Source organism: Pseudomonas sp. rhizo66 (assembly GCF_031931925.1).
Classification (GTDB): Bacteria; Pseudomonadota; Gammaproteobacteria; order Pseudomonadales; family Pseudomonadaceae; genus Aquipseudomonas.
Genome location: NZ_JAUJWZ010000011.1, coordinates 39,964 through 62,683 on the forward strand (window position 1 = coordinate 39,964; position 22,720 = coordinate 62,683).

General features: G+C 60.7%; 24 protein-coding genes. 11 read left to right on the top strand and 13 right to left on the bottom strand.

Annotation, left to right across the window (positions count from 1 at the left end):
* Positions 1-427: 427 nt before the first annotated feature.
* Both QZR14_RS14615 and QZR14_RS14620 read right to left on the bottom strand, forming a co-directional pair.
* Complete coding sequence (locus QZR14_RS14615; RefSeq protein ID WP_007913577.1) at positions 428-1,624, bottom strand: class I SAM-dependent rRNA methyltransferase; 1,197 nt, start codon at positions 1,622-1,624, stop codon at positions 428-430.
* 180 nt (positions 1,625-1,804) lie between these two features.
* A complete protein-coding gene (locus QZR14_RS14620) occupies positions 1,805-2,344 on the bottom strand; it encodes a type 1 glutamine amidotransferase domain-containing protein (RefSeq protein ID WP_311996948.1) in 540 nt (179 codons plus the stop codon).
* Positions 2,345-2,572: 228 nt separating this feature from the next.
* Between QZR14_RS14620 and QZR14_RS14625 the strand changes: the two genes are divergently transcribed.
* The 3 genes from QZR14_RS14625 (at position 2,573) to QZR14_RS14635 (ending at position 4,603) form a co-directional block, all read left to right on the top strand.
* Complete coding sequence (locus QZR14_RS14625; RefSeq protein WP_311997020.1) at positions 2,573-3,385, top strand: HDOD domain-containing protein; 813 nt, start codon at positions 2,573-2,575, stop codon at positions 3,383-3,385.
* A 12-nt stretch (positions 3,386-3,397) separates the two neighbouring features.
* Positions 3,398-4,210 carry a bifunctional DNA-formamidopyrimidine glycosylase/DNA-(apurinic or apyrimidinic site) lyase gene (gene mutM, locus QZR14_RS14630; RefSeq protein WP_250605794.1) on the top strand — a complete coding sequence of 271 codons (813 nt, stop codon included), beginning with the start codon at positions 3,398-3,400 and terminating at the stop codon, positions 4,208-4,210.
* Between the two features lie 69 nt (positions 4,211-4,279).
* The gene (locus tag QZR14_RS14635) at positions 4,280-4,603 is read left to right on the top strand and encodes a multidrug transporter (RefSeq protein WP_311996949.1); all 324 of its coding nucleotides are present in this window, start codon (positions 4,280-4,282) and stop codon (positions 4,601-4,603) included.
* A 142-nt stretch (positions 4,604-4,745) separates the two neighbouring features.
* Here the strand turns inward: QZR14_RS14635 and QZR14_RS14640 are convergent, their stop codons facing one another.
* The 5 genes from QZR14_RS14640 to QZR14_RS14660 all read right to left on the bottom strand — a co-directional run bounded on the left by QZR14_RS14640 (position 4,746) and on the right by QZR14_RS14660 (position 9,434).
* A complete protein-coding gene (locus QZR14_RS14640; RefSeq protein ID WP_003195146.1) occupies positions 4,746-4,997 on the bottom strand; it encodes a YfhL family 4Fe-4S dicluster ferredoxin in 252 nt (83 codons plus the stop codon).
* Between the two features lie 135 nt (positions 4,998-5,132).
* On the bottom strand, positions 5,133-5,612 hold the full coding sequence (gene coaD, locus QZR14_RS14645; protein ID WP_003229157.1) for a pantetheine-phosphate adenylyltransferase: 480 nt from the start codon (positions 5,610-5,612) through the stop codon (positions 5,133-5,135).
* 115 nt (positions 5,613-5,727) lie between these two features.
* Positions 5,728-7,323, bottom strand: coding sequence for a GMC family oxidoreductase (locus QZR14_RS14650; RefSeq protein ID WP_311996950.1), 1,596 nt, complete (start codon positions 7,321-7,323; stop codon positions 5,728-5,730).
* Between the two features lie 105 nt (positions 7,324-7,428).
* Entirely contained in the window at positions 7,429-7,974 is a 546-nt protein-coding gene (locus QZR14_RS14655; protein WP_311996951.1) for a twin-arginine translocation pathway signal protein, read from the bottom strand.
* Between the two features lie 29 nt (positions 7,975-8,003).
* On the bottom strand, positions 8,004-9,434 hold the full coding sequence (locus QZR14_RS14660; RefSeq protein ID WP_250605798.1) for a coniferyl aldehyde dehydrogenase: 1,431 nt from the start codon (positions 9,432-9,434) through the stop codon (positions 8,004-8,006).
* Between the two features lie 146 nt (positions 9,435-9,580).
* Between QZR14_RS14660 and QZR14_RS14665 the strand changes: the two genes are divergently transcribed.
* Both QZR14_RS14665 and QZR14_RS14670 read left to right on the top strand, forming a co-directional pair.
* On the top strand, positions 9,581-10,252 hold the full coding sequence (locus QZR14_RS14665) for a TetR/AcrR family transcriptional regulator (RefSeq protein WP_007913599.1): 672 nt from the start codon (positions 9,581-9,583) through the stop codon (positions 10,250-10,252).
* A 32-nt stretch (positions 10,253-10,284) separates the two neighbouring features.
* A complete protein-coding gene (locus QZR14_RS14670; RefSeq protein ID WP_311996952.1) occupies positions 10,285-11,139 on the top strand; it encodes a sulfurtransferase in 855 nt (284 codons plus the stop codon).
* A gap of 78 nt (positions 11,140-11,217) precedes the next feature.
* Here QZR14_RS14670 and QZR14_RS14675 read toward each other — a convergent pair whose 3' ends face one another.
* The 5 genes from QZR14_RS14675 to QZR14_RS14695 form a co-directional block, all read right to left on the bottom strand.
* Positions 11,218-12,048 (bottom strand): AraC family transcriptional regulator, encoded by an 831-nt coding sequence (locus tag QZR14_RS14675; RefSeq protein ID WP_250605800.1) that lies wholly within the window; start codon positions 12,046-12,048, stop codon positions 11,218-11,220.
* Positions 12,045-13,040 carry a hydrolase gene (locus QZR14_RS14680; RefSeq protein ID WP_311996953.1) on the bottom strand — a complete coding sequence of 332 codons (996 nt, stop codon included), beginning with the start codon at positions 13,038-13,040 and terminating at the stop codon, positions 12,045-12,047. Before QZR14_RS14680 ends, QZR14_RS14675 begins: the two co-directional genes overlap by 4 nt.
* Before the next feature lie 63 nt (positions 13,041-13,103).
* Entirely contained in the window at positions 13,104-13,718 is a 615-nt protein-coding gene (gene rsmD, locus QZR14_RS14685) for a 16S rRNA (guanine(966)-N(2))-methyltransferase RsmD (protein ID WP_250605802.1), read from the bottom strand.
* A complete protein-coding gene (locus tag QZR14_RS14690; protein WP_311996954.1) occupies positions 13,718-15,205 on the bottom strand; it encodes a M16 family metallopeptidase in 1,488 nt (495 codons plus the stop codon). Before QZR14_RS14690 ends, rsmD begins: the two co-directional genes overlap by 1 nt.
* On the bottom strand, positions 15,198-16,553 hold the full coding sequence (locus QZR14_RS14695) for a M16 family metallopeptidase (RefSeq protein ID WP_007913612.1): 1,356 nt from the start codon (positions 16,551-16,553) through the stop codon (positions 15,198-15,200). Before QZR14_RS14695 ends, QZR14_RS14690 begins: the two co-directional genes overlap by 8 nt.
* 344 nt (positions 16,554-16,897) lie before the next feature.
* On the opposite strand from QZR14_RS14695, the gene ftsY reads away from it, so the two are divergent.
* The 4 genes from ftsY to rpoH all read left to right on the top strand — a co-directional run bounded on the left by ftsY (position 16,898) and on the right by rpoH (position 21,060).
* Positions 16,898-18,400 carry a signal recognition particle-docking protein FtsY gene (gene ftsY / locus QZR14_RS14700; RefSeq protein WP_311996955.1) on the top strand — a complete coding sequence of 501 codons (1,503 nt, stop codon included), beginning with the start codon at positions 16,898-16,900 and terminating at the stop codon, positions 18,398-18,400.
* Positions 18,397-19,068, top strand: a complete 672-nt coding sequence (gene ftsE, locus QZR14_RS14705; protein WP_003229148.1) for a cell division ATP-binding protein FtsE — start codon at positions 18,397-18,399, stop codon at positions 19,066-19,068. The genes ftsY and ftsE overlap by 4 nt, the downstream gene beginning before the upstream one ends.
* The gene (gene ftsX, locus QZR14_RS14710; protein ID WP_099757424.1) at positions 19,065-20,090 is read left to right on the top strand and encodes a permease-like cell division protein FtsX; all 1,026 of its coding nucleotides are present in this window, start codon (positions 19,065-19,067) and stop codon (positions 20,088-20,090) included. Before ftsE ends, ftsX begins: the two co-directional genes overlap by 4 nt.
* 115 nt (positions 20,091-20,205) lie before the next feature.
* A complete protein-coding gene (gene rpoH / locus QZR14_RS14715) occupies positions 20,206-21,060 on the top strand; it encodes an RNA polymerase sigma factor RpoH (RefSeq protein WP_003229146.1) in 855 nt (284 codons plus the stop codon).
* A gap of 150 nt (positions 21,061-21,210) precedes the next feature.
* Here rpoH and mtgA read toward each other — a convergent pair whose 3' ends face one another.
* Positions 21,211-21,933, bottom strand: a complete 723-nt coding sequence (mtgA, locus tag QZR14_RS14720; RefSeq protein WP_250605805.1) for a monofunctional biosynthetic peptidoglycan transglycosylase — start codon at positions 21,931-21,933, stop codon at positions 21,211-21,213.
* A gap of 74 nt (positions 21,934-22,007) precedes the next feature.
* Between mtgA and QZR14_RS14725 the strand changes: the two genes are divergently transcribed.
* Together QZR14_RS14725 and thiS are read left to right on the top strand one after the other, a co-directional pair.
* Positions 22,008-22,388: a DUF423 domain-containing protein gene (locus QZR14_RS14725; RefSeq protein WP_077574908.1), complete on the top strand. Its 381-nt coding sequence runs from the start codon at positions 22,008-22,010 to the stop codon at positions 22,386-22,388.
* A 71-nt stretch (positions 22,389-22,459) separates the two neighbouring features.
* Positions 22,460-22,660, top strand: coding sequence for a sulfur carrier protein ThiS (thiS, locus tag QZR14_RS14730; protein WP_123454333.1), 201 nt, complete (start codon positions 22,460-22,462; stop codon positions 22,658-22,660).
* Positions 22,661-22,720: the final 60 nt, after the last annotated feature.

The following is a 22,720-nucleotide window of genomic DNA, read 5'->3' on the forward strand; positions in this document are numbered from 1 at the left end:
GGAAGAAGTCAAAAAGGACACCGGGTTGCCGGCACTCCCCGGCGTCCTGACTTACTTAACGGGCTTTAGGGGCGACCAGAAAAGCCAGGTTCGCGATTTTTTTACTTTCCAGAGAAATACTTTTCATGATGTGAACTCCTTGTTCATTGATAGATAGTTGAAGTCACCTCGTGGTGACAACTTCATAATAGTTTGTAATGGATTATTGGCAAGGGGATATTAAGTAGGAAATTTCCAGTAATTTTGTCGGAGCAATCTTTAGCAGGAAATAAACTTGTAGGGCAAGTTTCAGTAATTAAAAGACGTAAGGAAATGTCCTGCATTTGTGCGGGAATATAATTGTAGGAAGTCGAGGGAGATAGCGAAGGGAAGGGCGGTGCCTGAAGCCAGAACGGGGAGCCTGCTGGCTCCCCGTTATCCGCAAGAATCAGCTGTTGGGCAGCAGACGGCAGGTGATGCTCTTGATGTAGCGCGTTTCGGCGATGGCCGGGTGCACCGGGTGATCCGGGCCCTGGCCGCCGCGCTCGAGCAGTTGGATATTGCGATCCAGATGACGGGCGCTGGTCAGCAGAATGTTCTGCAGGTCATCTTCCGGCAAGTGCATCGAGCACGACGCGCTGACCAGGATGCCGTCCTTGTTGAGCAGGCGCATGGCTTGCTCGTTCAGACGACGGTAGGCGCCTTCGCCGTTTTTCATGTCTTTCTTGCGTTTGATGAACGCTGGCGGGTCGGCCACGATCACGTCGAAGCGTTCTTCGCTGGCTTTCAGTTCTTTCAAGGCTTCAAAGACGTCGCCTTCGATGCAGGTCATCTTGTCGGCGAAACCGTTCAGCGCGGCGTTGCGCTCGACACCGTCGAGGGCAAAGGCCGAAGCATCGACGCAGAACACTTCGCTGGCGCCGAACGCAGCAGCCTGCACGCCCCAGCCACCGATGTAGCTATAGAGGTCGAGGACGCGTTTGCCTTTGGCGTAAGGGGCCAGGCGGGCGCGGTTCATGCGGTGGTCGTAGAACCAGCCGGTTTTCTGACCCTGAATGACCGGGGCTTCGAACTTCACGCCGTTCTCTTCCAGCGCCACCCACTCCGGCACCAGGCCGAACACGGTTTCGACGTAGCGGTTGAGGCCTTCGGCGTCACGGGCGGCGGAGTCGTTCTTGAACAGAATGCCGCTTGGCTTGAGTACTTGGGTCAGGGCCGCGATCACGTCATCTTTATGCGCTTCCATGGTCGCCGAGGCGATCTGCACCACAAGAATGTCGCCGAAACGGTCAACGACCAGGCCTGGCAACAGATCGGAATCACCGTAGACCAGACGGTAGAACGGTTTGTCGAACAGGCGCTCGCGCAGCGACAGGGCCACGTTCAGACGGTGCACCAGCAGCGATTTGTCCAGCGCAACTTTGGTGTCGCGCGACAGCAGGCGGGCGCAGATCAGGTTGTTCGGGCTCATCGCCACGATGCCCAGCGGCTTGCCGCCAGCGGCTTCGAGGATGGCCTGGTCGCCGGCATTGAAGCCGTGCAGAGGGGTGGCGGCAACATCGATTTCGTTGCTGTAGACCCACAGGTGGCCGGCGCGCAGGCGACGGTCGGCGTTGGCTTTGAGGCGCAAGCTAGGCAGGGACATGACGTCGCTCCGGAAAAAAGAGCGGGAGTATAGCGTGTTGCGACTTGTGCCGGGTTTGATGAGCGATGAAACGCTGATGGCCTCTTCGCGAGCAGGCTCGCTCCCGCAGGGGATTTGTGACTGACACAAGACCAATGTGGGAGCGACGATTCGACTTGCTTGCGAAGGCGGTTGTGAATACTACGCAGACAGTGCGTTGATCAGTTCCTTGTTGAACGCCGGAATATCATCCGGCTGACGGCTGCTGATCAGGTGACCGTCCTTGACCACTTCTTTATCGACCCAGTTGGCCCCGGCATTCACCAGGTCATCCTTGAGTGTCTTGTAGCTGGTCATGGTTTTGCCGTTGACCAGCCCGGCGGAAATCAGCAACCAGCCGCCGTGGCAGATCACCGCAATCGGTTTGCCGGCAGACGCGCCGGTCTTGACCAGGTGCTGGGCGTCCTGATCGATGCGGATGGTGTCGGAGTTCTGCACGCCGCCCGGCAAGACGATCGCGTCGTATTGCTCGCTGCTGGCGCCCTGGAATGTCTGGTCGACCTTGAAGTCGTCCGCCGGTTTGTCGTGGTTCCAGCCTTTGACCTTGCCGGCCTCGGCGGAAAGGATGTCGACCTGGGCGCCGGCTTGCTCCAGTGCCTGCTTGGGACCGGTCAATTCGACCTGTTCGAAACCGTCTGTTACCAAAATGGCGACGCGTTTGCCGTTGAGAGAGGTGGCCATCGATAAGCTCCTGAGTCTGTGGGAGTTTGCCGCCGCAATGGACCGGAGTGATCCGTTGGGCATTACAGATTCCGAAGCCGCGAGCTAAATGAAAGTTCCTGACAATTGCCCACTGGTGTGTCGTCCCGCCGTTTTTAGAGGTTAGAATCGCCGCCTGTCCCAGAGTGTGTACTTATGTCCCAAGAGCTGACCACCGAACAGATTCAACAATCGCTGCAAGGCATCAGCGTGCCTGCGCAACCGCAGATCATGGTGGATCTGCAAATGGAGCAGTACATGCCCGACCCGGACCTGGAGGTGATCGCCAAGCTGATCTCCCAGGATCCCGGCCTGTCCGGCTCGTTGCTGAAAATCGTCAACTCGCCGTATTACGGCTTGAGCAACAAGATCACCTCGATCCAGCGTGCGGTGAACCTGCTGGGCAGCCGTTCGATCATCAACCTGATCAACGCGCAGTCGATCAAGGGCGAGATGAACGACGACACCATCGTCACCCTCAACCGTTTCTGGGACACCGCCCAGGACGTGGCAATGACCTGCCTGACGCTGGCCAAGCGTATCGGCACCCAGGCCGGCGATGAGGCGTATGCCTTGGGCCTGTTCCACGATTGCGGCGTGCCGCTGATGCTGCAGCGCTTCCCCAACTACATGACGGTGCTGGAAAAGGCCTACGCCAATGCCAGTGCCGAATGTCGGGTCGTCGACACCGAGAACAGCGAGTTCAACACCAACCACGCCGTGGTCGGCTACTACACCGCCAAGTCCTGGCGCCTGCCGGAGCATGTCAGCGCGGCCATCGCCAATCACCACAATGCACTGGCGATTTTCAGCGATGAGTCGTCGCGCAACAGTCAGCTGAAAAACCTGCTGGCGATCCTGAAGATGGCCGAGCACATTTGTGCGTCTTACCGCGTCTTGGGCAACCAGACCGAAGATTTCGAATGGAACGCCGTCGGGCCGTTGGTACTCGATTACGTAGGGCTGTCGGATTACGACTTCGAAACCCTCAAACAAACGATCCGCGACCTCGGCGCGCATTGATTCGAGGACGCCATGCCTGAACTGCCGGAAGTCGAAACCACCCGTCGCGGGATTGCCCCGCACCTTGAAGGCCAGCGTGTCAGTCGGGTGATCGTGCGTGACCGGCGGTTGCGCTGGCCGATCCCGGAAGACCTCGATGTGCGCCTGTCGGGGCAGCGCATCGTGCTGGTCGAGCGTCGCGCCAAGTATCTGCTGATCAACGCCGAAGTCGGCACGCTGATCAGCCACTTGGGCATGTCGGGTAATTTGCGTCTGGTCGAAGCAGGATTGCCGGCGCTTAAGCACGAACACGTCGATATCGAGCTGGAGTCGGGGCTGGCGCTGCGCTACACCGATCCGCGCCGTTTCGGTGCGATGTTGTGGAGTACCGATCCGCTCAATCATGAACTGCTGATTCGCCTGGGGCCTGAGCCACTGACCGATCTGTTCGATGGCGAGCGCTTGTTTCAGCTGTCGCGCGGGCGGTCGATGGCGGTCAAGCCGTTCATCATGGACAACGCGGTCGTGGTCGGGGTTGGCAATATTTACGCGACCGAAGCGCTGTTCGCCGCCGGGATTGATCCGCGTCGTGAAGCCGGGGGCATCTCCCGGGGGCGCTATCTGAAGCTGGCGATCGAGATCAAACGCATTCTGGCCGCTGCCATCGAGCGCGGTGGCACGACGTTGCGTGATTTCATTGGCGGCGACGGCCAGCCGGGGTACTTCCAGCAGGAACTGTTTGTCTACGGCCGTGGCGGTGAACACTGCAAGGTCTGCGGTACCGGTTTGCGTGAAGTGAAGCTCGGTCAGCGTGCCAGCGTGTTCTGCCCGCGCTGCCAGACCTGAGGCCAAAAGCTGAAAAAGCCCTACGGTCTATAGTGAGTGGTCTCACTGTTCAGCCCGAAGGATCGTGCCATGAAGTCCATGCAAGCCCTCGTTGTTGCGCTGTTGCTGTGTTCCAGTCTGGCTGTTCAGGCCGCGGAAAACGGCAGCGGTGACCCGCGTTACACCATCCAGAATCCACCGGCCTACGCCATGCTTGGCGATTTGCTGATTGCTCGACCTTTGCTGGTGGTGGCGACGGTGATCGGTGCCGGGGCATTTGTCGTGTCGTTGCCGTTTACCGCGCTGGGTGGCGGGATTGGCGATGCCGGGCAGGCGCTGGTAGTGGATCCGGCGAAAGCCGCTTTTGTGCGGTGCCTGGGGTGTACGGGGGAGGGGTTTGAGCAGCGTGAGTGAGCTGATCAGGGATTTGCGGAGCAGCTAATGGCCCTTTCGCGAGCAGGCTCGCTCCCACAGGGGATTTGTGAGCGACGCAAATCCAATGTGGGAGCGAGCCTGCTCGCGAAGAGGCCCGAAAGAGCGCTATAAAACTGTTGGATCAGGCCTTGCCGGTAATCTTGCGGTACTTCTCCATCAACTGTTCTTCAGTCTCCGGATGCGCTTCGTCCAGCGGAATGCAATCCACCGGGCAAACCTGCTGGCATTGTGGTTCGTCGTAGTGGCCGACGCACTGGGTGCACAGGTTCGGGTCGATCACGTAGATCTCTTCGCCTTGGGAGATGGCGGCGTTCGGGCACTCGGGTTCGCAGACGTCGCAGTTGATGCAATCGTCGGTGATGATCAGGGACATGCTAACTCCAGCCGGGGCGGCAGGCCCGGGCGCTATAAATCAATGCGCGCAATTGTGCCGCATTGGCGCGCGCAGTGCACGCGGCTGCGATCAAGGGCTGTAATCAACAACCAGGATCGCAGCCTTCGGCAGCTCCTACTTTTTAAAGCGTAGGGTCAGCGCGTCAGCCACAGCGGGGTGGACGAACTTGCTGATATCGCCACCCAGCGCGGCAATCTCCCGCACCAGCGTCGAGGAAATGAACGAATAACGCTCGGACGGCGTGAGAAACAGGCTCTCCACATCCGGGGCCAGCTGACGGTTCATGTTGGCCAGCTGGAACTCGTATTCAAAGTCCGACACCGCGCGCAAACCACGCAGGAACACATTGGCGTTCTGCTCTTTGGCGAAGTGCGCCAGAAGCGTCGAGAAGCCGACCACTTCCACGTTCGGCAGGTGCTTGGTGACCTCGCGAGCCAGTTCAACCCGTTGTTCCAGCGGGAACAGCGGGTTTTTCTTCGGGCTGGCAGCGACCGCAATAATCACGTGGTCGAACAGGCGCGAGGCGCGTTCGACCAGATCGCCATGGCCCTTGGTAATAGGGTCGAAGGTACCTGGGTACAACACTCGGTTCATCGCGTCGTCCTGGCGGGAGTCCGTTGGGGAGTCGGATGGTATCGCAGCCGTCCCGGTCGGCCAAGTCGCCTGTTGGGTAAGAAAGCACTATAGACGAGGCGATTAATCGGTTTTTTCACGGGTTTCTCAGCCGATCGGCGAGGGAAGTCGCCAGTTGCGCGGTCAGGCCATACACCGACAGCTGCGGGTTGGCGCCGATGCTGGTGGGGAACAGCGAGCCGTCATGAATCGACAGATTCGTCAGTTGATGATGGCGGCCGAGACTGTCGGTGACTGCGCTTTTCGGCTCTTCGCCCATTGCGCATCCGCCCATGACGTGGGCGCTGCCGAGGCGCGTGCGGTACAGCTCAAGGCTCAAACCATCGATCAGCGTGCGGGCCTCGGCCAAGGTTTTCACGTAACGGGCGTCGGCGTGCATTGGCATCACCGATTTGGCACCGCCGGCGAACTGGATGTCGGCCATGACGTGAAAGGCCCGACGCAGGCCTTCCCAAGCGTAGGGTGATACCTGATAGTCGAGCACCGGCGAACCATCGCCACGCAGCTCGACTGCACCGCCCGTGCTGTCCGGGTGAAAACCGTCACGCAGCAAGGCCAGCATGGCGTGGGTGTGCGGCAGATCCGCCATATGTTGCGCGCTTTCTGCGCCAAAGCCGCCGAGCAGGGTGGCCGCCAGTGCCGGATGCAGCGGCGGCACTTCGAGTTTGAAGGCCATCGGCCCGGTGGTGCCGTCCTTCCACTGGAAATGGTCGGAGTAGATCGACTGCGGCGCCCCGTAAAACGGGTTGATGACCTCGTCGAAGCGCGCGGCGGACATGTTCACCGGGTGCAGGAAAGTGCGTTTACCCAGGGCTTTATGCGGGTCTGGAGCGTCTGAACGCAGCAGCAGTGCCGGGCTGTTGATGCCGCCGCCAGCCAGCACGTAATGCCGCGCCTTGACGGTGATTTTGCGGCCGGTCGGCGCGACGCAACGTTCATCCATGGCCACGCATTGCAGGCCAGTGACCTTGTCGCCGCTGATCAGCAGCTTCTCCGCGCGGGCCAGATACAGCAGCTCGCCGCCCTTTTCCAGCGTCGCCGGAATGGTCGTGACCATCATCGATTGCTTGGCGTTGGTCGGGCAGCCCATGCCGCAATAGCCGAGGTTCCAGCAACCGCGCACATTGCGCGGAATCACGTGCCAGCTGTAGCCGAGTTGCTCGCAGCCTTTGCGGATCACGTCGTTGTTGGCGTTGGGCGGGACCCTCCACGGGGCGACGCCGAGGCGTTGCTCCATTTTCTCGAACCACGGCGCCATCTCGGCAGGGCTGTGGCCTTTGACGTTGTGTTCCTTGGCCCAGTGCTCGAGGGTCGGCTCCGGGGTGCGAAAGCTCGAGGTCCAGTTGATCAGCGTCGTGCCGCCGACCGCGCGGCCCTGAAGGATGGTGATCGCGCCGTCCTTGCTCATGCGGCCGATGCCTTCCTGATAGAGGCTACTGTAGGCCTGGTCTTCGAGCATTTTGAAATCGGTGCTGGTTTTCAGCGGGCCTTCTTCGATCAGCAGCACTTTGTAGCCGGCGGCGCTGAGGATTTCCGCCGTGGTGCCGCCACCGGCGCCGCTGCCGATGATGGCCACGTCGGCTTCAAGGCTGAGATCGTCGCTCAGCTGGGCGCCGTTGTAGGTTTTCCAGCCTCGGGCGAGGCCTTCGCGGAACGGGTCGGGTACGGGCATTGATCAGGATCTCTTGTTTTTGTTGTTATGGCGGGCCTCATCGCGAGCAGGCTCACTCCTACAGGGGAATGCATTTCAAATGTGCGAGCCGGGGGCAACACGGTTTCAGACCGTGGGCGGGCCCGGATAAGCGCAATGCGCCCACGACTCCGCGCGGGAGTACCAGGCCATCATCACCATCTGCTGCAACGAGCTATGCCCCATGCGCAGCAGGTTCAGCGAACTGTTTTCCCAGCGCTCAAGGAAATGTCGCATGGCCTCGGCACTGGCGTTTTCCCAACTGCCCCAGATCCCGGTGAGTGGCCCGCGCGTGACGGCCATGCCCAGCACATCGAACAGTTGCCGAGTGAGTTTGAGCATTTCCGGCGACAGGTGATCGAGGCTGTAGTCCAGCGATTTGAGCGTGCCCTCGACGGCGGCCGACATCTTTTCGGTCACCACGGCGCCGTCGAGCATCACCGGAATCAGCGCGCGCAGAAACAGCAGGTCGCCGTCGCGCAACGAGACAAAACCGTTGGCCGCGACGCTCGATGAGCAGCCGCTGAGGCTGGCGCCGAGCCCGGCAGTGGCGAGAAACGCCGTGGCGCCGAGGCTGAATTTCAGCAGGCCACGGCGGGACAGGGCGGGTGTTTCGGTCAGGCTTGGGTGCATTGTTGTTATTACCCGGCGGTGACAAGTGTTTAGCGAATGAACAGCTTCTGGATCAGTTTCTGAATCGATTTGCCGTAGGGCGGATAAATCAGCCTGGCCGCGTTGAAGCGCTGTTTAATGAGCACGCCTTTGGCTTTGCTGAAGGTCAGGAAGCCTTCGTGACCGTGGTAGTGGCCCATGCCGGAAGCACCAATGCCGCCGAACGGCATATCGTCCTGAGCCACGTGCAGCAATGTGTCGTTGAGGCACACGCCGCCGGAATGGGTTTCGTGCAGCACCCGGTTCTGTTCGCGTTTGTCGTAGCCAAAGTAGTAAAGAGCCAGAGGACGTGGCCGCTGATTGATGTAAGCAAATGCCTGCTCCAGATCCTGATACGGCACGATCGGCAGCAGCGGGCCGAAGATTTCGTCCTGCATCACCGTCATCTCATCGCTGACATTCAGCAGCACACTGTGCGGCATGCGTCGGCCCTGACCCTGCTCGAACAGCGGAATCAACAGCGCGCCCTTGCTGGTGGCATCACTGACATAGCCGTTGAGCCGTGCCAGTTGGCGTTCGTTGATGATCGCCGTGTAGTCGGGATTGTCGGTGAGTGTCGGGTAAAAACCCTGCACCGCCTGGCGATAGGCTTCGACGAAAGCGCCGACCCGATCCTCCGGCACCAGCACGTAATCCGGGGCAACGCAGGTCTGACCGGCGTTGAGGGTTTTGCCGAAGGCGATGCGCTCGGCAGCATCCTTGAGCGGCACATCGCGGGAGACGATGGCCGGCGACTTGCCGCCCAGTTCCAGGGTGACCGGGGTCAGGTTTTCGGCGGCGGCGCGCATCACGTGTTTGCCGATGCTGGTGGCGCCGGTAAACAGCAAGTGATCGAAGCGCAAGCGCGAGAATGCCACGCCGATGTCGGCTTCACCGAGCACCACGCAGACGAGGTCTTCGGGGAAGATCCGCGCCAGTAATTCCTTGAGCAACAGTCCGGTGGCAGGGGTTGATTCGCTGAGCTTGAGCATCACCCGGTTGCCCGCCGCCAAGGCGCCGACCAGCGGGCCGACGGCCAGGTATAACGGGTAGTTCCACGGCACGATGACGCCAACCACGCCCAGTGGCTGATACACCACCTTCGCCGAGGCTGGCTGGAACGCCATGCCGACCTTGCGCCGCGAGGCTTTCATCCAGCCCTTGAGATGGCGGCTGGCGTAATGAATGCCGTGCAGGCTCGGCATCAGTTCGGCGAGCAGGGTTTCGTCGGCGCTGCGATGGCTGAAATCGGAGCTGATTGCCTCGATCAAGGCCTGGCGCTCGTTGCTGAGCAAATCACTCAGTGCCTTGAGCCACTGCTGGCGCTGAGCGGCGGGCGGCATCGGATTGGCGGCATACGCAGCCCGTTGCGCCTGGAACAACCGGTCCAGTTCGGCCAGCGGTTGTTGCAGCGTTTGCAGGTAAGCAACGTCGGCAGTCATGGTCTGCTCCGGATTTATTGTAGTGACGAACTTTTTAGAGTCTATGCTCTAGAAAGTCAAATGACTTCCCTGCTCAACATCGTTTTATCCATTTCCGGTTAGGTCGTAAGATGCCCCCCAACGCACTCTGAATTAAAGCTCAAGCCATGGCCCCACGAATAAAAACCAGCGAGCGTATCGTGCTGAACAGTCTTGAACTGTTCAATCAGCAGGGCGAGCGCAGCATCAGCACCAATCACATCGCCGCCCACATGGAGATTTCTCCGGGCAACCTGTACTACCACTTCCCCAACAAGCAGGCGATTATCGCCGTGTTGTTCAGTGAGTACGAAAGCCTCGTGGACAGCTTTCTGCGCCCGCCGCAGGGGCGCGCGGCGACGGTCGAGGACAAGCGTTTCTATCTCAAGGAATTGCTCTCGGCGATGTGGCGCTACCGCTTTCTGCACCGTGATCTCGAGCATCTGCTCGACAGCGATCCGGAACTCGCCGCCCGCTATCGGCGCTTTTCCCAGCGATGCGTGATTCAGGGCGCGGCGATCTACGAAGGTTTTGTTGCCGCCGGGATCCTGGATATGGATCGCGTGCAGATCGAGTCCCTGACCCTCAATGCGTGGATCATTCTGACGTCCTGGGTGCGCTTCCTGTGCACCACCCGCGAGAACTCCAACCACCTCAGTGAACAAGCCATTAAACGTGGCGTGTATCAGGTGCTGGTGCTGGAAGCCGGGTTTGTCACCGAGCAGGCGCGTGACGAGGTCAATGCGTTATTCGAAGAATTCTACGTGCCGCTGGCCCAAGCCCTCGAAGACGTGAAATAAACCGTTCTGTTGAAATCCCCCAGGAGCCCGTTATGCCGATTGCGCAACTGATCAGCCCCGAAGCACTGGATGCCCGCAAGGCGCAGCCGGGGCTGGTGATTCTCGATTGTCGTTTTGCCCTCGAAGACCCGGACTACGGTCAGCGCAGCTATGCCGAAGGGCACATTGCCGTGGCGAGTTTCGCCGATCTTGAGCGTGACCTCAGCGGCGCCGTGGTCAAAGGCGTGACCGGTCGTCATCCGTTGCCCGAGCCAGCGGCGTTGATCGAGCGGCTGCAGGCGTGGGGCATCAACAACGACAGCGATGTGGTTCTGTATGACGACGGCCCCGGTGCCTACGCCGCGCGGGCGTGGTGGTTGCTGGCATGGCTGGGCAAGCGTGACGGCGTGTTCATTCTCGATGGCGGACTCAAGGCGTGGCATGCGGCCGGATTGCCGCTGAGCCTGGATGCGCCGACGATCAGTCGCGGTAATTTCAGTGGTCAGCCGGACATGAGCCTGCTGCTGAGCGCCGAGCAACTGCAACAGCGGCTCGGTCAACCGGCGCTGACGTTGATCGATGCCCGGGCCTTGCCGCGTTTCAAAGGTGAGGTCGAACCGATTGATCCGGTGGCCGGGCATATTCCCGGTGCGCAGTGCGCAGCGTTCACCGACAACCTCGGCAGCGATGGGCGCTTTCTGCCCGCCGATCAGCTCAAACAGCGTTTTGCCGCCAAGCTCGGCGAGCGTTCGCCAGCGGATCTGGTTGCCTATTGCGGGTCTGGCGTGACGGCGTGTCATAACCTGTTTGCATTGTGTCTGGCGGGTTATCCGTTGGCGTCGTTGTATGCCGGATCGTGGAGCGAGTGGATCAACCAGCCTTCGCGCGGTATCGCCACCGGCGAATAAGATCAAAAGATCGCGGCCTTCGGCAGCTCCTACATTGGAATGCATTTCCCTGTAGGAGCTGCCGAAGGCTGCGATCTTTTAGCTTTCCATCCGGGCGCTACGGTACGCGGCGGGCCCGACGCCATAAGCCTGTTTGAACTGCCGGCTCAAATGGCTCTGATCGGCAAAGCCCAGTTGCGTGGCGACTTCAACCGGCAAGCAGCCGTGCTGCAGAAGTGCACGAGCCTGGGCGATGCGCTGCTGCATCAGCCAGGTGTGCGGCGGCATGCCGGTGGCGCGGCGAAACACTCGGGCGAAATGGAACGGCGACAGATTGACCGCCGCCGCCAGTTCTTCCAGCGATGGCGGCGCCGCCAGTTGCGCGTGCAGCAGTTCTTTGCCCAACAGCACCGCGCGGTGTTCCTTGCCGGCTCGTCCGGGGGCCGGCACAGCCGCATGGCGTTGCAACAGCCGCAACATCATCTCGCGCCACAGCGTTTGCTGTTGCAGCGCGGTGGCCGGGCTTTCGAGCAAACGGTGCAAATGGGCAAAGCCGTTGACCAGATCCGGGTCGCGATACAGCGTGGCGCCGAATGCCGGCAGGTTGGTGGTGGACAGTTCCAGCTCATCCAGCAGCGAAACGATTTGCGCGGTATCGGGATAGAACGCCCGGTACAGCCAGCCATCCTCGGTGCCCTTGTGCCCGGTGTGCAATTCGTCGGGATTGATCAATACCAGCGTGCCGCTGCCGGCCAGATGTTCGGCGCCGCGATAGCGATAACGCTGGGCGCCGGCCATGATCATGCCGATCACGAAGCCGTCGTGCACATGCGGGGCGAAACGATGCTCGATGTAGCGTGCCGAGAGCAACTCGACCCCGGCCAGCGGCGCTGTTTGCCAGAAGCGGATCGACTCGCCCTGATCGCTCATGCGGGCACGCGCGCCAGCCACTGCGGGATGCGACGTTCCAGGTAATAACCAGGCTGACGAATCGAACCGTCGACAAAGCCGACATGCCCGCCGCGTGCCTGCAGTTCGAACACGGTCGACGCCGACAGCTCACTGGACTGCGGCAAGCTGTGCGGGAACACGAACGGATCGTCCGCCGCCTGAATGATCAGGGTCGGCGTACGGATCTCTCCGAGGAAATAGCGGCTCGACGCGCGACGATAGTAATCCTCGGCATCATTGAAACCGTGCAACGGCGCGGTCACCCGACCATCGAAATCCCAGAAGGTACGCATGTTTTCCAGCGAGCCAAGGGCTGCCAGCGCGGCGAGTCCGTCTTCGCGACCGTCATGCTGAAACTGGCGTTGCTTGTTCTTGATGTAGGCGACCATCTCGCGCATGAAGTGCGCCTGATAGACCTTGGAAAAGCCCTGGCCGATGCGGTCGGCGCATTGGTCCAGGCGAAACGGCACCGACACCGCCACCGCGCCGAGCACACCGCTGGCGCCACCGCTTTCCCCGAGATGCTTGAGCAGCACGTTACCGCCCAAGGAGTAGCCGACGGCATACAAAGGTGCCAGCGGTCGTTTGGCACGCAGGTGTCTGATGGTTTCGGCGAGGTCTTCGCTGGCGCCGGAGTGATAACTGCGCGGCAGCAGATTCGGCTCGCCCGAGCAGCCGCGCCAGTTCAGCGCAACGCTGGCCCAGCCTTGATCGGCCAACGCCTTCTGGATGCCCGCCACGTAGGGTGAATTGGAGGAACCGGTTAACCCATGCAGTACCAGCACCAATGGCGCATCGGCGGTGTGCGGGCCGTGCCAGTCGAGATCGAGAAAGTCGCCATCCTCAAGCCACAGGCGTTCACGTTCACGTTCGATATGCACGGTTTTGCGCCACAGCGGCCCCCACAAGGTTTGCAGGTGCGGATTGCCGAGGCCGAAGGCGGGGAGGAAGCGTTCTGAAGAAGCGGACACGATGGTTCTCGATGCAGAGCGGCGACCTTGTTGGAAGGGGCGCCGCATATTCAGGCCGGTCGGTTAACCGGCGATCTCTGCCGTACGTTGCCACAGCGCGTAATAAACCCGGCCGGATTTCTGTTCGCGATGCAGGCGCCAGTTGCCCGGCAGGCCCAGCGTCGATGGCGCGGTTTCGCTTTCAGTGTAGATCCACGAGTCCGGCGCCAGCCACTGACGCTCTTCGAGCAAGGTGCAGACGGCAGGCAGCAGGTTCTGGTTGAACGGCGGATCGAGGAACACCAGGTCGAACGGTGTTGCGGTCTGGGTTTCCAGATAACGCAGGGCGTCGGCGGTCTGCACCTGACCGTTGGTGCAGCGCAGGGTGCCGAGGTGTTCTTTCAGGCTGGAGACGGCAATGTTGCTGGCATCCAGCGCCTGACCCATGGCCGCGCCGCGGGACAGCGCTTCGAGAAACAGCGCGCCACTGCCGGCGAACGGGTCGAGCACCTTGGCCCCTTCAACGTACGGCGCCAGCCAGTTGAACAGGGTTTCACGCACACGGTCCGGCGTCGGGCGCAGGCCCGGCGCATCAGGGAAGCTCAGCTTGCGGCTGCGCCATTGGCCGCCAATGATGCGCAACTGGTTCACACCGTTGTGGACGTTGTGCGCAGGTTTTTTAGGGGAACGAGTTGCCATTAATGCTCCGGAACCCCGAGCGGTTGCTCGGCAGGTTTATCAGATGGGGCCGGTAACGGCTTTTGCGGCACGGTCGGGCCAGCGGTGACGATGACCATTTTGTCCGTGCTCAGGTGTTTGTTGAGGGCGTCGCGGACTTGCTCGACGTTCAGGCTCTGCGACTGACGCATGAAGTCATCCAGGTAGCTCAACGGCAGATTATAGAAGCCCATGGCGCCGAGTTGGCCGACGATATCGGCATTGCTCGCGGTGGACAGCGGGAAGCTGCCGGCCAGTTCGCGCTTGGCGTCATCGAGTTCTTTCTGCGTCGGCCCGGTTTTCAGGTAATCGGCGAGCACGTCCTGCACCAGTTTCAGCGTGCCTTCGCTCATTTCCGCGCGGGTCTGCAGGTTGATCATGAACGGGCCGCGCGCCTGCATCGGGCTGAACGCCGAGTACACGCCGTAGGTCAGGCCGCGCTTCTCGCGCACTTCGCTCATCAGGCGCGTGCCGAAACCGCCACCACCGAGGATCTGGTTGCCCATCGACAGCGCGGCGTAATCCGGATCGTCACGATCGATGCCCAACTGCGCGAGCATCAGGTTGGTCTGCTTCGACGGGAACTCGATATGGTTGATGCTCGCTTTCGGCTCCTGCGGCTGAGCGATCTTCGCCAGCGCCGGGCCTTTGGGCAGTGCGGCGGAAACCTGATTGGCAATCGACTCGGCTTCCGTACGCGACAGGTCACCGACCAGCGCGATCACCACGTTGCCGGCGGCGTAGGCCTTGGCGTGGAATTCACGCAACTGCGCGAGGGTGATCTTCGGCACGCTCTGTGGGTTACCGTCACTCGAATGCGCGTACGGGTGATCGCCGTACAGGCGCTTCATCAGCTCAAGGCTGGCGAGTTTGCCGGGGTTCTGTTTCTGGTATTCGAAACCGGCGAGCATCTGGTTCTTGATGCGTGCGAACGAGTCGGCCGGGAAGGTCGGTTTGCCAACCACCTCCGCGAACAGCTTCAGCGCCGGTTCACGTTTGTCGGCGGCACTCAGACTGCGCAACGAAGCCAGCGCCATGTCCTTGAAGGCACCGTTGCCGAAATCCGCGCCCAGACCTTCGAAACCCTGCGCGATGGCACCGACGTCTTTGCCGGCGACACCTTCGTTGAGCATTGCGTTGGTCAGCACCGCCAGGCCCGACGCATTGCCGTCCTGGCTGCTGCCGGCGGCGAAGATCAGGCGCATGTCGAACATCGGCAGTTCATGGGCTTCGACGAACAGCACCTTGGCGCCTTCGGCGGTGTTCCAGGTCTGTACATCGAGCTTGCGGCTGGCCGGGGCCTTGCCGTCGAGCTCGGCCAGCGATTGCAGCTTTTGGCTGGACTTGGCGTTGTCGAGTGCTTCGCTGGCAGTGCTGTCAGCGCCGGGCATCAGGTAGAACGCGGCAGAGCCGATCACCGCCACGGCGATCAGGCCGAGCAGCAGACGTGGGGATTTGCGCTCACTCATGAGTCGTCTCCAGTGGCAGGACGTGGGCGACGCTGAGACGTTCGCGGGTGAAATACAGCTTGGCGGCGTTCTGGATGTCTTGCGGGGTCACGCTTTCCAGATCGGCCAGTTCGGTGTCCATCAGTTTCCACGACAGACCGACGGTCTCGAGTTGACCGATGGCGGTGGCCTGACTGGTGATCGAATCACGTTCGAAGACCAGGCCGGCAATCACTTGTGCACGCACGCGCTCCAGTTCTTCGGCAGACGGCGCGGTGGTTTTCAACTGCTCCAGCAGTTTCCACAGACCGGCCTCGGCTTGCGCGATGGTCTTTTTCTTCTGGGTGTTGGGGGTTGCCGACAGGGTGAACAGGCTGTCGCCACGGGTATACGCGTCGTAGCTCGACGAACCGCCGGAGACCAGCTCTTCGCCGCGTTCCAGTTGTGTCGGGATGCGACCGCTGTAGCCACCGTCGAGCAGGGCCGAGATCAGGCGCAAGGCGTTGACCGAGCGTTTGTCTTCGGCCGTGGCAATGCTTGGCACGTTGAAACCGAGCATCAGGCTGGGCAATTGCGTCTGCACGTGCAGGGTGATCTGGCGCTCGCCGGGTTCGGCCAGCTCCAGTGGTTTTTTCGCCGGTGGCACGTCGCGCTTGGCGATCGGGCCGAAATAGCGTTGGGCGAGGGTTTTCACTTCGTCCGGGGTGACGTCGCCGACCACGACGAGTGTGGCGTTGTTCGGCACGTACCAGGATTGGTACCAGTGACGCAGCTCCTCGACCTTCATGCGGTCGAGGTCGGCCATCCAGCCAATGGTTGGCGTGTGGTAGCCGCTGGCCGGGTAGGCCATGGCTTTGTAGCGCTCGTAGGCCTTGGACATCGGCTTGTCATCGGTGCGCAGGCGGCGCTCTTCCTTGATGACTTCGATTTCCTTGGCGAACTCGTCGGCCGGCAGGCGCAGATTGGCCATGCGGTCGGCTTCCAGCTCAAAGGCCACGCCCAGACGGTCGCGGGCCAGCACCTGGTAGTAAGCGGTGAAGTCGTCGCTGGTGAAGGCGTTCTCTTCAGCACCGAGATCGCGCAGGATCAGCGACGCTTCGCCGGGGCCGACTTTCTCGCTGCCCTTGAACATCATGTGCTCAAGCGCGTGGGACAGGCCGGTCTGGCCCGGGGTTTCGTAGCTGGAACCGACCTTGTACCAGACCTGCGAGACCACCACAGGGGCGCGATGGTCTTCGCGCACAACGACCTTGAGACCGTTGTCGAGGGTGAATTCGTGGGTCGGTTGCGGGTCGGCCGCCAAGGCCGAAAGGGGCAGGCAGACTGTGCTGAGCAGCAGGCCTGCAGCGCGGCGGGCTAGAGCATTCATTCGTTTTTTAACCTGTTGGGCTGCCCGCTTGGTCTTAGCGTCGGCGGGCGAGAGGGTGCTAGGATACTGATCCGTTTTACCGGCGACCACGCCTATCAGGTTCTGGGACTTGATCAGGCTGAATGGGTTTGCGGCGCAAAGCAGTGTTTTACCTACTAAACTCCGCGTTTTCGCCGATTTTCACCGGTTTAGACCTTCGTTAAAACGATCTTTGAGGTGCCTGTAGCGCCTCGACAAAATGTTGCGCGTGAACAAGCTGGGTGAAACACAGTCTGTTCTGCATCGAATATTTATTTGCCGAGGCGCCCTTATGGCGCGTCGCTACCGTGAGATAGCCGTCCTCCATGTTTGGTTCCAACGACGACAAGAAGACCCCAGCTGCGGCTGGCGAGAAGAAAAGCCTGTTCGGATGGCTGCGTAAGAAACCGCAGGAACCCGTCGTCGAACAGCCGCCCGCGATTCCTGAACCTGCCCCGGCGCCGGTTCCGGTAATAGAAGAAGAACCGGCGCCGATTGTGCTGCCGATTGCCGAGCCGGTGTTGCAACCGGTCGAGCCAGAACCTGAGCCTGAAGCGCCTGTGGCGGCTGAACTGCCACTGACTCCGGCGGCCGAGCCCTGGCTGACCTTGCCCGTGGCGGAAGAGCCGGTGGCGTTGGTTGAAGAGGCTGCACCGCACATTACGCCAGAGATTCCTGCGCCTGCTGCGTACGTTCCTGAGGTTGCTCCGGCGCCGGTGGTTGAGCCGGTTGTCGAGCCTGCGCCGGTTGTCGCTGAGCCTGTTATTCCGGCGTTTGCTGCCCCGGTTGCCCCTGTTGTTCAACAGCCCGAGCCTGCACCTGTTGCGGTTGCTCCAGTCGTGCCGGTTGAAGTGGTTGCTGAGGCCCCAGTCGAAGCCCCGCGCACCGAAGAAACCAAAGCCGGTTTCTTCGCCCGCCTCAAGCAAGGTCTGTCGAAAACCAGCGCCAGCATCGGCGAAGGCATGGCCAGTCTGTTCCTCGGCCGCAAAACCATCGACGACGATCTGCTCGATGACCTCGAAACCCGTCTGCTCACCGCCGACGTCGGCGTCGAAGCCACTACGCAGATCATCCAGCGCCTGACCCAGAAGGTCGCGCGCAAGGAACTGGCCGACGCTGACGCGCTGTACAAGTCCCTGCAGGCCGAACTGGCCGCGATGCTCAAGCCGGTCGAACAACCGCTGAAAATCGCCTCGCAGCACAAGCCGTTCGTGATTCTGGTGGTCGGCGTCAACGGCGCCGGCAAAACCACTACCATCGGCAAACTGGCGAAGAAGCTGCAACTGGAAGGCAAGAAAGTCATGCTGGCCGCCGGTGACACCTTCCGCGCCGCCGCCGTGGAGCAGTTGCAGGTCTGGGGCGAGCGCAACAAGATTCCGGTCATTGCTCAGCACACCGGTGCTGACTCGGCTTCGGTGATCTTCGACGCCGTGCAGGCCGCCAAGGCCCGTGGCATCGACGTATTGATCGCTGACACCGCCGGTCGTCTGCACACCAAAGACAACCTGATGGAAGAACTGAAAAAGGTTCGCCGGGTGATCGGCAAGCTCGACGCCGACGCGCCGCACGAAGTATTGCTGGTGCTCGACGCCGGTACCGGTCAGAACGCCATCAACCAGGCCAAGCAATTCAACCAGACCGTCGAACTGACCGGCCTGGCGCTGACCAAGCTCGACGGCACCGCCAAGGGTGGGGTGATTTTCGCCCTGGCCAAGCAGTTTGGCCTGCCGATCCGCTACATCGGCGTCGGTGAAGGCATCGACGATTTGCGTACCTTTGAAGCCGAACCCTTTGTCCAGGCATTGTTTGCCGAGCGGGAGCGTTCATGATTCGTTTCGAACAGGTCGGTAAACGCTACCCGAACGGTCACGTCGGCTTGCATGAGCTGAGCTTTCGAGTCCGTCGTGGCGAGTTCTTGTTTGTCACCGGCCACTCCGGCGCCGGTAAATCCACTTTGTTGCGTCTGTTGCTGGCGATGGAACGTCCGACCAGCGGCAAACTGCTGCTCGCCGGGCAAGACCTGAGCACCATCAGCAACGCACAGATCCCGTTCCTGCGCCGACAGATCGGCGTGGTGTTCCAGAATCACCAATTGCTGTTTGATCGTACGGTGTTCAATAACGTCGCGTTGCCGCTGCAGATTCTCGGGCTGTCCAAGGCCGAAATCGCCAAGCGCGTCGATTCGGCGCTGGAGCGTGTGGCGCTGTCGGATAAAACCGATCTGTACCCCGGCGACCTGTCCACCGGTCAGCAACAGCGTGTCGGCATTGCCCGCGCCATTGTTCACCGTCCGGCCTTGCTGTTGGCCGACGAACCGACCGGCAACCTCGACCCGCGTCTGGCGGCGGAAATCATGGGTGTGTTCGAAGACATCAACCGTCTGGGCACCAGTGTGTTGATCGCCAGTCACGATCTGGCACTGATCGCGCGCATGCGTCACCGCATGCTGACCCTGCAACGCGGCCGACTGATCGGCGATGGGGAGGCCGGGGTATGAGTGCGACACGCAGTCCCAAGGTTTCCGAGCGCGTGGCGCCGAAAGCCGCCGATCCGCAGCCACCGAAGAAGAAAAAACACGACGAAGACGATGGCCCGGACTTCGCCACGCTGTTCCGCGCGTGGATCGAAAGCCATCGCGCCAGCCTGCTCGACAGTTTGCGTCGTCTCGGCAAGCAGCCAATCGGCAGTTTCTTCACCTGCATGGTGATGGCCGTGGCGCTGAGCCTGCCGATGGGGCTTTCGCTGTTGCTCAACAACGTCGAACGTCTTGGCGGTTCGTGGCAGCGCGCGGCGCAGATCTCGTTGTATCTGCAACTCGACGCCAGCCCGGAGCAGGGCGAGTCGTTGCGTGAACAGATCAAAGGCATGCCCGGCGTAGCTGATGCTGAATACGTCGGTCGTGATCAGGCGCTGGAAGAGTTTCAGCAACAGTCCGGACTGGGCGAAGCCCTGCGTGAGCTGCCGGAGAACCCGTTGCCGGGCGTAGTGCTGGTCACGCCGAACGAAGTCGACAAGCCAACTCTGGAAGCATTAAGACAAAAACTTTCCGAGCTGCCCAAGGTACAACAGGCGCAACTTGATCTAGTCTGGGTCGAGCGTCTGGCCGCCATCCTCAAGCTTGGCGACCGTTTTGTTTTCGGTCTGACGGTGCTTTTGGTTTCTGCATTACTTTTGGTGATAGGCAATACCATTCGTCTTCATATTGAAAACCGCCGCACCGAGATAGAAGTGATTAAACTCGTCGGCGGCACTGACAGCTATGTGCGTCGTCCCTTCCTTTATATGGGCGCGCTGTATGGCTTCGGTGCGGGACTTTTGTCCTGGGGTGTATTGGCGTTCGGCCTGAACTGGCTGAACGATGCGGTGGTTGGACTGGCCGGCTTGTACGGCAGTGATTTCGCGCTGGCCGGAGTGCCAGTTGCCGACGGTCTGTCGCTCTTGCTTGGCGCGGTGCTGTTGGGTTATATCGGTGCATGGATTGCAGTCGCACGCCATCTCAGGGAGCTGGCGCCGAAGTAGAATCTTTTTTGCGCGTGATTGACCTCGCGGTTTTTTTGGGAACTTGCACTTGAATTCCCGGTCAATTTTTCGCAGTGCCGAGAGGCACGAGTATGTAAGTGGGAGGTTTTTTCGCATGACCAATTCTTTGCAACCTGCGTATGCGTTGGTTCCGGGTGCGAACCTGGAAGCCTACGTGCACACCGTCAACAGCATTCCATTGCTGACGCCGGAGCAGGAGCGTGAACTGGCCGAGAGTCTCTACTATGAGCAGGATTTGGGGGCGGCTCGGCAGATGGTGCTCGCCCACCTGCGTTTTGTCGTACACATTGCCCGTAGCTATTCCGGCTATGGTCTGGCTCAGGCTGACCTGATCCAGGAAGGTAACGTCGGCCTGATGAAGGCCGTGAAGCGCTTCAACCCGGAAATGGGTGTGCGTCTGGTGTCGTTCGCCGTGCACTGGATCAAGGCGGAAATTCACGAGTTCATCCTGCGCAACTGGCGCATTGTGAAAGTCGCGACCACCAAGGCCCAGCGCAAGCTGTTCTTCAACCTGCGCAGCCAGAAGAAACGTCTGGCGTGGCTGAACAACGAGGAAGTCCACCGCGTGGCGGAAAGCCTCGGCGTCGAGCCGCGGGAAGTGCGCGAGATGGAAAGTCGCCTGACCGGCCATGACATGGCCTTCGACCCGGCTGCTGAAGCCGACGACGACAGCGCTTTCCAGTCGCCGGCCAACTATCTGGAAGACCACCGGTACGACCCGGCCCGTCAACTGGAAGATGCCGACTGGAGCGACAACTCCAACCACAACCTGCACGAAGCGCTGGAAGTGCTGGACGAACGTAGCCGCGACATCCTCTACCAGCGCTGGCTGGCAGAAGAGAAAGCCACGCTGCACGACCTGGCGCAGAAGTACAACGTATCGGCCGAGCGGATCCGTCAGCTCGAAAAGAGCGCGATGAACAAGCTCAAGTTGTCGATCGCCGCGTAACCGGCGCCTCGGCAATAAAAAACGCCCCGATCAGCGATGATCGGGGCGTTTTCATTTAGAAGATCAAAAGATCGCAGCCTTCGGCAGCTCCTGCATTGGATTGCATTTCACCTGCAGGAGCTACCGAAAGCTGCGATCTTTTGCTTTTAATCACTGCGACCAAGGTGCCCGGCGCGAATCGTTGAGGCCCAGCAAATAGCTATCTCCACCCAACTGACTCATCTGCTGCCGAATCCACCCGGCCCTGCGCGACACATAAGCGGTCGGATGGCTGGCACTCCAGACACGCGGATTGGGCAGAACGGCCGCCAGATAGCTCGCTTGTTGTCGTGATAACGACTTGGCGCTTACGCCAAAGTGATGCCGTGCCGCCGCTTCGGCACCAAACACGCCGTCGTCCCACTCGACGCTGTTCAAATACACCTCAAGAATCCGTTGCTTTGGCCAGAGCACCTCGATCAGCGCAGTAAACCATGCCTCCAGGCCTTTGCGCAGGTAGCTGCGGCCGGCCCAAAGAAACAGATTCTTCGATACTTGTTGGCTCAAGGTGCTGGCGCCGCGAATCGAGCCACCCAGTTCGTTGTGCGCCAAGGCAGCCTGAATCGCACTGAAGTCAAAACCCCAATGCTCGGGAAACTTCTGATCCTCACCGGCCATGACCGCCACCTTGAGGTCATCGGAGATCTCGTCCCACGGCTTCCACCTGCGTTGCAGGTCAATCGGCTCACCATCGACCCACGATTCAATCTTGCGTTCGACCATCAACGCCGTGCCCGGCGGCGGCACGAAGCGAAACACCAGCACCAGCAAGACGCTGCCGCCTGCGAACCAGAGCAGGGCCTTCGTGAGACGACGGAAAATAGTACGCAGCATAGAGATGGCTTGGCCGAACCGGTGGAGCGGGCCATTATACAGACCCTGCCGATCGCGTCTGACTGGAGTTCCCAATGCTGCGTGGCTTTTTGATGCTGGCTGCTTTTTTCGGTTTCACTGGTGTTGCGTTGGGCGCATTCGCCGCCCATGGCCTGAAAAACCGCCTGACGCCTGAATATCTGGCGATTTTCCACACCGGCGTTACCTATCAACTGGTGCACACCCTGGCGCTGTTCGGTGTGGCGCTGCTGGCTACGCAGATTCAGGGGCGACTGGTCGCTTGGGCTGGCGTGTCGTTCACCGTGGGCATCCTGCTGTTCTCCGGCAGTCTGTATGTGCTGACCATGACCGGCATCAGCAAGCTCGGCATCATCACCCCGTTCGGTGGCTTGGCATTTCTGGCCGGATGGGTTTGCCTGGGGCTCGCCGCCTGGCGCCTGCAACCAACCGCTTGACGCTTGGTGCTGACCTTTAGGTCATGATCGGGCTAGAATGCCACCCCCTAAAAATGATGGCGGCCTAGCGCATGCGCATTCAGTTGAACGGCGAATCCCTTGAACTGCCCGACGGTGAAACCGTTGCGGCCCTGATTACCCGTCTGGAACTGACCGGACGCCGGGTAGCAGTTGAGCTCAATCTGGATATCGTTCCGCGCAGCCAGCATGCCAGCACCACGCTCAATGACGGCGACAACGTTGAAGTGGTGCACGCCATCGGCGGCGGCTGATCGCCCGGTCCGCAAGGGCACAGAATTCTGCAAGACCCTCACCTTTAAAGAGGATTCCCC